The sequence below is a fragment of the Neobacillus sp. NPDC097160 genome (assembly GCF_044762155.1).
Lineage (GTDB): Bacteria > Bacillota > Bacilli > Bacillales > Cytobacillaceae > Neobacillus.
This window is the reverse complement of sequence record NZ_JBIWDU010000010.1, coordinates 230,609-242,489: the sequence shown is the minus strand read 5'-3', so window position 1 is coordinate 242,489 and position 11,881 is coordinate 230,609. Positions and strand designations below refer to the sequence as shown.

The window sequence follows — 11,881 nt, the reverse complement described above, 5'->3', positions numbered from 1 at the left end:
CTTATTTAGATCATAACCCATTAGTTTCATCCGATAAGAGAGGTTTTTAATATCGGGATTCGAAATTAATAGTTCGTTTAAAAATCCTCCGCTAATTCGCTTTTCTGTTTCTATTGCCGTCCTCTCGTTTGAAAAATGAAGAGCACAAATCGTATTGGCTCGTTCTAGAAGAACACTCTCCATTTCATCAAAAGTACCTTCTTTTTTCATTAAAGAAATGTAGCCCCATACTTCATTATTTAGCAATACAGGTGAGATAATCCGTTCGTGTTTCAAACCATTGAACTGGTTACTGACTGTTAGTTGAACGGTACTTTTTTCATTGAAAAGCCTGTCCATCCAAGCTGACTTTTTCTTTGTTTTATGAGCTTCTACCAGTTCCATAAAATGATAAGGAATATAATCGCCGCAAGCTTCTATTAAGTTAAAATTCCGATCTTCTAGTATAACTGTACTAGAAAGATTTTGAGATAACAATTTTAAAACAGTAAAAATATCTCCCCCTTTAATTAAAATCTTTGATAGTTTCTCATTAATATCCAATACATCGCTTAACATTTTTTTCTGTTTGCCTATATGTTTGTATGTTCTATCTAATTCGTCACTTAAATTCTCCTCTTTGTAAAAAGGAAGAATGTCACTTATTTCATCTCCCCATACTTTTAGTGGTTTTCCTATAAAAATACAGTTCGGGTCTCCTTTTCCAATACATTCAATTTCTTTAAAAATTACTTCTTCACCAAGATATTGACTTGAGTAACCGCTTGCATATCCACCTAGAGTGTGACACACAGGTTCAGGATGAAAGCCGAAATGCCGAATATGTTGTTCCGCTTCATATGAATAATACCATCGTCCTTCAAAATAAAAATCACCTTTTTTCCGGTCGGTTCTGACCTGTATAGGTATAAGTTTTGCATGTCCTTTTAAATCATTTATTTTATATCCTGCTTCAATTATTTCAATATCGGACTCCCAAGAGAAGTTTTCTTCGAAGTATTTAGCATCGTTTACTCCACAATTATGGCTATACCGCAACAAAAAGCCTTTCGCCCTTTCCATGCCGAGGACAGCTACCAGATCTTTTCGTAAAATTCCTAAAGCATTGACCCCAATAAAGTCGGTATGACCACTCTCTAAAAAATCTTTCAGAAAACTATCAACCTTCAATGACTTCCCTCCTAACATAGATAGGATTAATTTTATTGTATTTTAACATATTTAAGGTTTGAATAATATTCGAAATATTCAAAATCGACAAACCGCCTAATTTATTCCCTTGGGGGACAACTACGGCAGCATGAACGCACAATTCTAATAATTCAATAAAAACCCCTACTTAAAATTTAAAAAGTAGGGGTTTTTATTGGAGATGGGTTTACTTTACTTCTATTATTGACTGTTTAAATTATTTTTCCCAGAATTTTGGCTCCATCGCAAGACTCCAAGTTGAATCTTGATTAAGTCTTATTAATACGATTCCATCACCATTCGTACCCTGATGGTCTTCAGGAGTATAGTTTACGACACTAGTTGTCAACGCCATATTCTTAAATTTTGTTTCGAAGGCTTTCTTCATCTTTTCCGGATCATCACTGCCTGCTAGTTCTATTGCTTTAATTACTGAGGTAATAATATCGTAACCCATAGCACCAAGATGATCAGGTTCTTTATGAAGGCCATCTTTATAAAGTTTAGCAAATTTCTTTAAATTTGGTTTTAACGGATTGTTTTCGTCTAATTGTTCATACACCATTGGTGGTGTCCCTGATATATATAGCTCTTTTGGCATAAAATCTTTAACCTGGTCAGCGAACGCAAAGTTTAATTGAGTCTGCGTCAATAAAACAGGCTTATCCAAACTGAGCTGATCAACACCTTTCAGAACAATGTTCACAGGTGCACCAGTACCAATAACAACCAGGGCCTCAATGCCTTGCTCCTTTAACCGAGTTAATTCTGCGGTAACATTTACAGTATCTAGGGCCATTCTTTCAAAAACATATTCAATTCCATCTTTCTTGTTAAAATTATTTTTAATTATATTTACGGAGAGATTCCCACTTTCATCGGTTGAGGCCATTACTCCTACTTTTTTAATTCCCTTTTCTTTTAGCCATTCATGATGGATTAGATGTGTAGCAGGTTGCTTTAGAGAGGTATTAAACGCAAAACTATTCCCTGGTGGCGAATAAGCATTTGATCCTGAGAACATAATGACTTTTTCTTTTTCTATCATCGGCTCAACCGCAACAGTAGTTGTGGTTGTACTAGGACCAACAATGACATTCACACCATCCTTTTTGATTAATTTTTGAAAATTTTGTACCGTTTTTTCAGGTTTACTTTCATCATCATAATAAACCATTTTTAATTTCCGTCCATTAATTCCGCCATCGTCATTTTTCTGCTTAATAACAAAGTCGAATACATCCTTCATTGCTGTACCATAAGTCCCTGCTGGCCCAGTTAAAGCTAAGTTTGCACCTAATACTATAGGTTCTTTACTGTTTTCGTCACCAGAAGAACTTTTTGAAGAACATGCCGTGATTGTTACTAGAATGACTAGCAATAAACCGATATTTCTGATCCACCTTTTTATCATGATACCTCTCCCCTACTTTATTTTTAATATTGAAATAAACAATTGTTTATTAACAATCAATGTAAATAGGCTTCTTTTAATTCTCCATTTTTCAGTAAGTCACTAGCCTTGCCTTCCATTATGATTTGTCCGTTCTTTACCACATATCCTCGGTGTGAAATTTGCAAAGCTTGAAATATATTTTGTTCGACTAAAATGATTGTACTCCCCTCCTTTCCCAGTCGTTCAATCGTTGAAAATATCTCCTCTACTATTTTAGGAGCTAATCCTTGGGAAGGCTCATCTAGTATAAGTAATTTAGGCTCCATCATAAGACCTCTTCCAATCGCAAGCATTTGTTGTTCCCCGCCGCTCATTGTGCCAGCCAATTGTTTTTTCCTCTCTTGAAGTCGGGGAAACATGTCGTAAATAGATTCTATTCTCCTATTAAGTTCTTTTTTATTAGCATGTTTTGCTCCACCAATTATTAAATTTTCTTCAACATTTAATTCTTTAAAAACCCTTCTATTTTCTGGGACATGAGCCACCCCTTTGCGTGCTACTGTATAACCTGGCTTTGAGGTAATCTCTTTTCCTTCAAACGAAACTTGCCCGGAGGTTATCGTAATACCACCTGTTATCGTTTTTAATATTGATGATTTCCCGGCACCATTTGCTCCTAGCAAGCTAACGACTTCTCCCTTTCCAACTTGAAGATTTATTCCTTTTAATATGTTTAGTTGTTCATAGCGTGCGTAAATATCACTAATTTCCAACATTAGCAGTCTCAGCCTCCTTCCCCAAATAGGCTTCGATGACAGCTGGATTATTCTGGACTTCGTAAGGTCGTCCTTCCGCTATTTTCTCTCCATAATTTAAAACGACAATTTTATCAGATATATCCATAACTAAGCCCATATGATGTTCTACTAATAATATAGATACACCTGCCTGATTAATTTTCTTAATCAATTTTGAAAATTGTTCTGTTTCCACATCATTCAGCCCTGCAGCTGGTTCGTCTAAAATAAGTAATCGTGGGTCTGCAGCTAGGGCCCTGCCTAATTCTACTAATCTTTGATTACCAAATGCCAATTCTTTGACCGGTGTTTGTGCAAAATGACTAATACCCACCATTTCCATAATTTCATAAGCTCTTTCCAACATTTCTGCTTCATTTTTTCTAGTTCTGCCAAAACGGAAGCAAGAGGCAAGCATGCTATGGTTATATTGATGATGAAACCCAACTAAAATATTTTCAAGTACATTCATTTCATTTACATGAAACAATCTCACACTTTGAAATGTTCTGGAAATGCCAACTTTCACAAGGTCCTTTGTTTTCATTGATATGATATCTTGATTAATAAAGCTTACTTTCCCTTTAGTTGGTGCTAAAACTCTTGTAATTAAATTCAAAAGAGTAGATTTCCCCGCCCCGTTTGGTCCAATGATTGAAACAATCTTACCTGAATCTACGTTAAAAGTGACATTTTGAACGGCTTTTAGATCGCCAAAACTTTTTGATAAACCTTCAACCGATAACAGCGCCAATTCACTCGCCACACTTTCTTTTTTATTTATCCGGTTACCAGGGGATTTTCACCTTATACCTGGACATTATGTGTATTTTTATTTCCCTTTTTATGTTTAAACAACGAAATACATCGATCAATTACTGATTGTACTCCACCAGTGAAAAAGATAATGACCAAAAGGAAGATAACTCCTTGAATTAATGTTTCATATTCTTGAGCCATAGCCGATATTTGCGGAATAACTTGGAAAAGGAAAGCTCCGAAAACGGGACCCATAAAAGAACCAAGTCCACCTAAAAAGCTCATAATCAGGATATCAATAGAAGCATTCAATGAAATGATCTCCGGTGAGATGAAAAGCATGTAATGGGCATAGTAGCCACCTGCTAATGCACCTAACGTACTCCCAAGTGTAAATATTTTTATTTTTGTACCAAAAACATCAATTCCAAAGGTGGCTGCCGCATTTTCATCTGAATGAATGGCTTTCATTGCTCTGCCTTCCTTTGAATTCATTAAATTTTTAGAAAGAAGAAAAACAAGTAGGACTGTTATCCAAATTAAATAGAAATTTCCATTGTTTGAATTAAAGCTAAAATTTCCTATTGAAAACTCTGGAATTGCTACTAATCCACTAGGACCACCTGTTAAATCCCCCCCTCCGTTCACCAAAGTGTAAGCAATTACACCAATTGCAATAGTTCCTAAAGCTAAAAAGTAACCTGACAAACGCAAAAGTGGAAATGAAAGTAAAAAAGCTATTAAAGCTACTAAAGCACAACTAATCAAAACAGAAAAAAAAGGATTCATGTGTAAGTTGATAGAGATATAGGCTGAAAAATAGGCTCCAAGACCGAAGAATGCGGCATGGCCCATTGAGATTAATCCAGCCACTCCCAAAATTAAATTCAGTCCAATGACCGCAATGATGTAAATTCCAATGATATTAATGGTATCAAAGAAGTAAGACTCCCCAAGGATAAAAGGTGCAACTAATATAAATAGAAGTAACAAGTTGAAATCCCATGTAAAAAATTTTTTTATCACCGTGACACCTCCGCATCCTTAATTCGAGTGAGAAACTTTAAATACTTTTTTTAGATCACCTAAACCATTAGGTAAAAACACTAACACAATAAATAGAAGTAACAAGGCAAATGCATCTTTAAATAATGAAGAAAGAAACCCTGCTGCAAAAGATTCAAATAAGCCTAACACTAGGCCACCTAAAATGGCTCCCTTATAACTGCCGATTCCGCCAATCATTCCAGCAATAAACCCTTTAATTCCTAACATGGTGCCTTGATAATAACTCATTGTTGTTAAAGGGCCAATCAAAATACCACCGATCGCTGCCATGCCGGAACCAATTATAAATACAATAATCGTCATGGCCTTTACATTAATCCCCATTAATTGGGCTGCATAGGGGTCTCCTGAAATAGCATTTAAAGATATACCAAAATTTGTGTGCTTATTCACCCAGCTAAATGCAAAATAAATCAATAAAGATACTCCAATAACTAATAAAGATTGAGAATCAACACTAGCAGAGAAAATGGGAATCGCAGTGGATTTAATAAAGGACGGTATAGCAAAATTGTCAGTTCCCCAAATTAATAGGGCGGTCCCACGGATAATTTCACTAAAGGCAATGGTGGCAATAATATATGTCAGCGGCTCTGGTTTTTTTAAAGGTTCAATTGCCCCTTTCACCAATACGGCACCAACTGCACCGGCAACAAGAATAACTAAGATGAATGCTAGCCATATTGGTGTGTGGAAAACGCTTACAAACGAATAAAGCATTAAAGCACCAGCCATGACTAATTCACCTTGGGCGATATTGAGAATCTTGCTTACGTTGTAAATTAGTGCAAACCCTAATGCAATTAGGCCATAAATAAACCCAATTGTGATCCCACTCCAAAAGCTTTGTTGTACCATTACACTTACCATTAGATTTCCTCCTTTTTATATTTTATTAAAATGGTATGTTATCAAAAAACCCCCAAGAAAAAGTGGAATGATATAAAACAAGAAAAATAAGACCTTTATTTTATATGGAGGAAAAACAACATATCAGAATAAAATACAGACTACTATGAATATTCCTAATATTAAATCCTATTGAAAGTATATATCCTAAACTTTTTAAATTCCAATTCAAAAAGCTTTATGAATTTGGCTTTACCTAAAAAATTTTTTATATCAATTTATAAGAAGAGGAAATTTTCCATATCAAAACTTCGAAGAAGATTTTCTTAAACGGTTGCTTTACACCACCTTCACACGATTCGTTTTCTTCTATAATTTTGTTAAAACCTCCACTTCGATAGAAAATAGTTTAAATAAGACTATAAACTGAATGTTTTTTCAATTGGTAATATTTTTATCTTTAGGATTATAATTTAAATAGTTTCCAAGGCATTTACACTAGAATAAAAATTGGCCATTGCTATTTTTTAAACAATCTAAAAATGGAACGGAGGATCTTTGCATGATCGAGGGAAAATTTATTCAAACTAATCAAATTCAAACACATTATTGGGAAATGGGTTCAGGAGAGCCACTTATTCTTCTTCATGGTGGAGGAGCAGGTGCAGATGGCTGGGGAAATTGGGAAAAATCATTAGAATTATATGCTGAAAAAGGCTTTAGAACTATTGCAATTGATACTGTAGGTTTTGGACAATCGGATAAACCCAGCCCGGAGGAATTTAAATACGATCATGATGCTCGTGTAGATCAATTGCTCAGTCTTATTTCAGCACTAGAATTAGAAAAGGCATCAGTAGTAGGAAACTCTATGGGTGGGCTTACAAGCCTAGGCGCTGCAATCAAGGATCCTGATAAAATTGATAAAATTATTCTTATGGGTACAGGGAAACCGAAAAAAGAATCCAACGGAATGAAAGCGCTTATAAACTATAAAATTGATTATGATGCGATGCATACCATTGTTAGTCATTTAACCAACCCCAATTTTGAAGTGGATAGTGAATTGGTGAACTACAGGCTCAATTTAACTAAACAGCAAGGCGCACTTGAGTCATATGGTGCTATTATGCAAGGGATCCTTTCATATGAATTTGAGCAGGAACACTTGAAAAATATTAAACATAAAACACTCCTTGTGCACGGCACACTAGACAATATGGTTCCACTTCAACGATCATATGAATTATTAGATACATTACCAAATGCGTGGTTGTACGTTATGCCTCATTGCGGACACTGGGCAATGATGGAATATCCTGAAGAATTCGTTAGAGTGACATCTGATTTCTTAAGGAACCATTAACAACAATATGCTGTACCGAGAAGCATCTAAAACGACCACCTGCACAAGCAAGTGGTCGTTTATTAATTACTAGCGGTGTCAGCTATAAATTTTGTCGATTTAGAAGTTTTGTAACATTTCTAAAAAAGAGTTGGAAGATATGCACTTTTTCCGCAATTTGTTTTATTGTTCAATATTCCTACATAAATTAGCCATCTCAATAGCCGAAACAGCCGCATCCCAGCCTTTATTCCCTGCCTTTGTTCCCGCCCGCTCGATTGCCTGCTCAATGGAATCGGTCGTTAACACACCAAAACTAACAGGTATACCACTGGCTAATGCTGTTGCCGAAACACCTTTTGCTGCCTCGTTACAAACATAATCAAAATGTGGAGTGGAGCCGCGAATGACTGTACCAAGCGTAATAACCGCATCATACTTTTTACTATTTGCCATTTTTTGCGCAATCAGCGGGATTTCAAACGCACCCGGAACCCAGGCGATATCCACATCAGATTCACTAACTCCATGTCTTTTTAAGGCATCTTGTGCACCGCCTAATAATTTACTAGTAATAAATTCATTAAAACGTCCCACCACGATGCCTACTTTTAACCCAGAGCCCACTAAATTTCCTTCAAAAATAGTTCCCATATTAAAGCCTCCATTTGATTTTTATTTTTACACACCATTTTCTAATATTGTAACAAATGCCCTAATTTGTCGTGCTTCGTTCTTAAATAATTGGCATTTTCCTTCCTCATCTCCATTTGCAACGGTACCCGTTCCACTACCTCAAGATCATAGCCTTTCAGACCTTTAATTTTTCGCGGGTTATTCGTTAATAACAGCATTTTTTTAATCCCTAAATCCTTCAAAATTTGGGCCCCGATGCCATACTCTCTTAAATCAGCCCCAAAGCCGAGTTTTTCATTGGCCTCAACCGTATCATAGCCCTCTTCTTGAAGTTTATAGGCCCTCAGTTTATTGAGAAGTCCGATACCGCGTCCCTCCTGTCGCATATACAATAAGACGCCGTTCCCTGCCTGATTAATCTGATTTAATGCGGCATGGAGCTGTGGACCACAATCACACCGATACGACCCGAAAACATCACCTGTTAGGCATTCAGAGTGCACTCTGACAAGGACGGGTGTTTCAGGATTAATTTCACCCTTTACTAGGGCAACATGTTCTTTCCCATCCACAAGATTAGAATAACCAACTACTTTAAAGGAGCCGAATTCAGTAGGTAAATTAATTTCTACCTCCCGTTTGATGAGGTTATCTTTTTTGTTTCTGTATTCAATTAGGTCCTTAATCGTAATCAGTTTTACATTCAGCTCATCGGCAATTTTCCGCAGCTCCGGGACACGTGCCATTGTTCCATCTTCATTCATGATTTCACAAATAACTCCGGCTGGTCTTGCACCGCATAATCTGGCAAGGTCTACAGCCGCCTCGGTATGCCCTGTCCTTCTTAGTACACCGCCCTTTTTAGCAATGAGCGGAAAAATGTGTCCGGGCCGTTTAAAATCAGCGGCTTTTGACTCCGGATCGAGCAAACCTAGGATGGTTGCTGAACGTTCAAATGCCGAAATTCCCGTTGTCGAAAATTTATGGTCAATACTGATAGTAAAGGCGGTTCCATGTGGATCGGTGTTTTTAGAAACCATCGGAATTAAGTCCAGTTTTTGCGCCAATTCTTCCTCAATTGGAACACATATAAGTCCTCTGCCGTGCGTCGCCATTAAATTAATCACAGCCGGTGTTGCATGTTCTGCCAAGGCAATAAAGTCCCCTTCATTTTCCCTATCCTCGTCATCACAAACAATGATAACCTTACCTTCTTTTAAATCTGTTAGGGCTTCTTCAATTGTATTAAACACGTCTATCACTCCCTCTTATTGGTTATTCGTAAATAACTCGGCTTATCCGCTGATTAACCATGTTTCAACGCAATACAATATTAGTAAAAGCCATTCTCTTCTAAAAATTTTTCCGTTATCCCTGACTTGCTCTTTTGTCCCGGATCAGCAGAAAGTTTATTGATAAAATGACCGACGTATTTCCCAATCATATCGCATTCCAAATTCACTATATCCCCTGAATCCTTATGCCCCAATATCGTTTCCGACAATGTATGTGGTATTAAAGATAGTGTAAAACTATTTTCAGTTACCCCGAAAACAGTTAAGCTTGTCCCATCCACCGCAACAGATCCCTTCAAAATGACATATCTTAATACATTTGGGTCCGCCTCAATTTCATAATAAATCGCATTTTCGAATGCACGTTTTCCTTTTATAACTCCTGTTCCATCGATATGTCCTGAGACGAAGTGACCTCCAAATCTTCCCCCTGCTGCCATTGCTCTTTCTAAATTAACTTTTGAACCCCGCTTAACGGTATGTAAGCTGGTAACCTTAACGGTTTCAGGCATCACATCAACAGTAAAATGCCTTGCTGAAAAAGAAGTAACCGTCAGGCAAACCCCGTTAACGGCGATGCTGTCACCAAGATGAACATCCTCAAGAACTTTTTTCGCTTCAATGGTTAGTACAAACGACTCTCCAGTTCTCTGGATATTCGAGAGTGTACCAATTTCTTCAATGATTCCTGTAAACATAATCATTCCTTCTCCTTACATAGGTTCAGCAATAATTCTTATATCACTGCCAATCTGATCCACCTGTATAATCTTCAAAGAAACAGCTTCTGATATGTGTTCAATTCCCTGTCCCCCGAAGGATGCAGGTGCATTTTTTCCACCAATTAATTTCGGTGCGATAATAGAAGCTATCGTTCACAAGTTTCCTCTCCTTTAAAACGAAGTAAAAAAGACCCTAAAGATTGATTCTCTTTAGGGTCTTAAAAATGGCAATAAGAAATAGAGGTTTAAAAATAGGTACACTTCACCCTACCCATAAACCTTGTTTTCCTTCTCCCATCCAGACTTTAACTGTCGGCCCTGGAGTTTCACCAGATCCACCGTTTAACAAAAAATGTTACCCGGGTCACGGACTAAGAAGCAGAAGCTTCATCACCGCCGGTTAGGAATTTCACCTGACCCCGAAGGAATTTATTCAGTTATATTATTTAATATTATTATACTTAATTCAAACAGTAAAGGGAAATGCATCTTGATTGTTATATGTTCATTATTTCACATAAAATATAAAAAGATAAGGAGCAATTAATTCTAGCTCCTTACCTATTGAAATCCATGATTATTTTTTATAAGACTTAACAGGCACATAAATTTCAAAATGAAGGTCGCCGGATATATTTTGCTGTTGATACTCTTCTTTAAAGATTTCCAAGCTTAATGCATAGTGATCTCGTTCATAGCCGTACTCGTCCATCCATTCAAACACTCGATGATATGTATTTTCTACATCCTCCTGATTGCCTCTATGTACAGCGTAAACATAGTTTTTGCGGGGAATCGTAAAACCAACCATACCTTCTGGAATATCATCAATTTTTTCAACTGGTTTCGTTACATAATATGTGACCTCTGTTTCCCTGCTATGAAATGGTGCGATCAAAACTGGTTCATTCGACTGATGGGATACTTCTTGAAGACGTTCCTTCAGTTTAGTAAATAAACTTGGAATTGTGCTAAGTTGTGAGTATGTACCATTCCACGAAATGCCGACCACTTTTATCTCTTCTCTTTCAATCACTTGGATACCCAAACAAATCCCCCCTTTAATACATACATATTTCTATTATTCTAACAATATCACTGAAACTCCTGCTAAAATAATTCGACTAAATAGGTGAAATTTTTATTCCTAAATAATTATAAGATAAAAGAATAGACAGCCTTATTAATTGGCTGTCTACTCTAAGTTATTTTAATATACTTTCTGGCACATCAAAAACATTCCATAAGAAAGTGGCATAGATGGCAGAAAGAATCCAAGCTAGAAGTGGTTTTTTAAAATGAACTGCCAATACTGTAAACATCACAAAACTAAAAAACGCCGACCATCCTAAATTCCAGCCATTTTTATGAACCATGGCCCCTATTTTCAAATCAAAAAATTCGTTTATCGTATAGACCAATGTCCATACAAGGATATGCAATAATTTTTTCCATGGCACCTTTGGCATATGGCCAAGAAATATGCTTATGGTAACTGGGTATTTTATTAACATTATCAAAAAGGCAATATGGGTGTGCTTAGCCCAGCTTTTATCGCTTCCAAAAGGGACATATTCCCACATACTATGCTTAAAAAACAAAAACTGATAAACAAGGTCACCCACCATTAAAAATAGAAAAGTTGGATAATAAGCCTTCCAATTTTTCCAATCTCCCCATTTTATTGCTGAAAAAATAAATATAGCTCCATAGATAACATTCAGACTCACTGGCAGGCTCCTTCACAATCTTCTCAATTGCATTTTTTCCAATTAATTGTAAAATTATTACTCGATGAAAAAAAGAAAAAGGCCATTCATTTT

Annotated in this window: 12 protein-coding genes and 1 riboswitch; of the genes, 1 reads left to right on the top strand and 11 read right to left on the bottom strand. The window is 36.5% G+C overall.

Features of this window, described 5'->3' with window-relative positions:
- The 6 genes from ACIQXV_RS16240 to ACIQXV_RS16215 all read right to left on the bottom strand — a co-directional run.
- Positions 1–1,170, bottom strand: a 1,170-nt coding sequence (locus ACIQXV_RS16240; RefSeq protein ID WP_402960249.1) for a XylR N-terminal domain-containing protein, incomplete at its 3' end; no start/stop codon positions are given.
- Positions 1,171–1,408: 238 nt separating this feature from the next.
- The gene (locus ACIQXV_RS16235; RefSeq protein ID WP_402960248.1) at positions 1,409–2,605 is read right to left on the bottom strand and encodes an ABC transporter substrate-binding protein; all 1,197 of its coding nucleotides are present in this window, start codon (positions 2,603–2,605) and stop codon (positions 1,409–1,411) included.
- Positions 2,606–2,661: 56 nt separating this feature from the next.
- Entirely contained in the window at positions 2,662–3,363 is a 702-nt protein-coding gene (locus tag ACIQXV_RS16230) for an ABC transporter ATP-binding protein (protein WP_402960247.1), read from the bottom strand.
- Positions 3,350–4,150, bottom strand: coding sequence for an ABC transporter ATP-binding protein (locus ACIQXV_RS16225; protein WP_402960246.1), 801 nt, complete (start codon positions 4,148–4,150; stop codon positions 3,350–3,352). The genes ACIQXV_RS16230 and ACIQXV_RS16225 overlap by 14 nt, the downstream gene beginning before the upstream one ends.
- Positions 4,151–4,191: 41 nt before the next feature.
- The gene (locus ACIQXV_RS16220; RefSeq protein ID WP_402960245.1) at positions 4,192–5,169 is read right to left on the bottom strand and encodes a branched-chain amino acid ABC transporter permease; all 978 of its coding nucleotides are present in this window, start codon (positions 5,167–5,169) and stop codon (positions 4,192–4,194) included.
- Between the two features lie 18 nt (positions 5,170–5,187).
- Positions 5,188–6,081, bottom strand: coding sequence for a branched-chain amino acid ABC transporter permease (locus ACIQXV_RS16215; RefSeq protein WP_402960244.1), 894 nt, complete (start codon positions 6,079–6,081; stop codon positions 5,188–5,190).
- 541 nt (positions 6,082–6,622) lie between these two features.
- Between ACIQXV_RS16215 and ACIQXV_RS16210 the strand changes: the two genes are divergently transcribed.
- Complete coding sequence (locus tag ACIQXV_RS16210) at positions 6,623–7,426, top strand: alpha/beta fold hydrolase (protein ID WP_402960243.1); 804 nt, start codon at positions 6,623–6,625, stop codon at positions 7,424–7,426.
- A 162-nt stretch (positions 7,427–7,588) separates the two neighbouring features.
- Here the strand turns inward: ACIQXV_RS16210 and ribH are convergent, their stop codons facing one another.
- The 5 genes from ribH to ACIQXV_RS16185 form a co-directional block, all read right to left on the bottom strand.
- Entirely contained in the window at positions 7,589–8,059 is a 471-nt protein-coding gene (gene ribH / locus ACIQXV_RS16205; protein WP_402960242.1) for a 6,7-dimethyl-8-ribityllumazine synthase, read from the bottom strand.
- 41 nt (positions 8,060–8,100) lie between these two features.
- Positions 8,101–9,294, bottom strand: coding sequence for a bifunctional 3,4-dihydroxy-2-butanone-4-phosphate synthase/GTP cyclohydrolase II (locus tag ACIQXV_RS16200; protein ID WP_402960241.1), 1,194 nt, complete (start codon positions 9,292–9,294; stop codon positions 8,101–8,103).
- A gap of 80 nt (positions 9,295–9,374) precedes the next feature.
- A complete protein-coding gene (ribE, locus tag ACIQXV_RS16195; protein WP_402960264.1) occupies positions 9,375–10,034 on the bottom strand; it encodes a riboflavin synthase in 660 nt (219 codons plus the stop codon).
- A gap of 306 nt (positions 10,035–10,340) precedes the next feature.
- Positions 10,341–10,489, bottom strand: a riboswitch (FMN riboswitch).
- A gap of 146 nt (positions 10,490–10,635) precedes the next feature.
- Positions 10,636–11,106 carry a GyrI-like domain-containing protein gene (locus ACIQXV_RS16190; RefSeq protein ID WP_402960240.1) on the bottom strand — a complete coding sequence of 157 codons (471 nt, stop codon included), beginning with the start codon at positions 11,104–11,106 and terminating at the stop codon, positions 10,636–10,638.
- Positions 11,107–11,263: 157 nt separating this feature from the next.
- Positions 11,264–11,788: a CBO0543 family protein gene (locus ACIQXV_RS16185; RefSeq protein ID WP_402960239.1), complete on the bottom strand. Its 525-nt coding sequence runs from the start codon at positions 11,786–11,788 to the stop codon at positions 11,264–11,266.
- Positions 11,789–11,881: the final 93 nt, after the last annotated feature.

Excerpts from the sequence above, each read along its gene's own strand:
- ACIQXV_RS16235 (WP_402960248.1), bottom strand. The coding sequence starts at position 2,605 with ATGATAAAAAGGTGGATCAGAAATATCGGTTTATTGCTAGTCATTCTA.
- ACIQXV_RS16230 (WP_402960247.1), bottom strand. The coding sequence starts at position 3,363 with ATGTTGGAAATTAGTGATATTTACGCACGCTATGAACAACTAAACATA.
- ACIQXV_RS16215 (WP_402960244.1), bottom strand. The coding sequence starts at position 6,081 with ATGGTAAGTGTAATGGTACAACAAAGCTTTTGGAGTGGGATCACAATT.
- ACIQXV_RS16210 (WP_402960243.1), top strand. The coding sequence starts at position 6,623 with ATGATCGAGGGAAAATTTATTCAAACTAATCAAATTCAAACACATTAT.
- ribH (WP_402960242.1), bottom strand. The coding sequence starts at position 8,059 with ATGGGAACTATTTTTGAAGGAAATTTAGTGGGCTCTGGGTTAAAAGTA.
- ribE (WP_402960264.1), bottom strand. The coding sequence starts at position 10,034 with ATGTTTACAGGAATCATTGAAGAAATTGGTACACTCTCGAATATCCAG.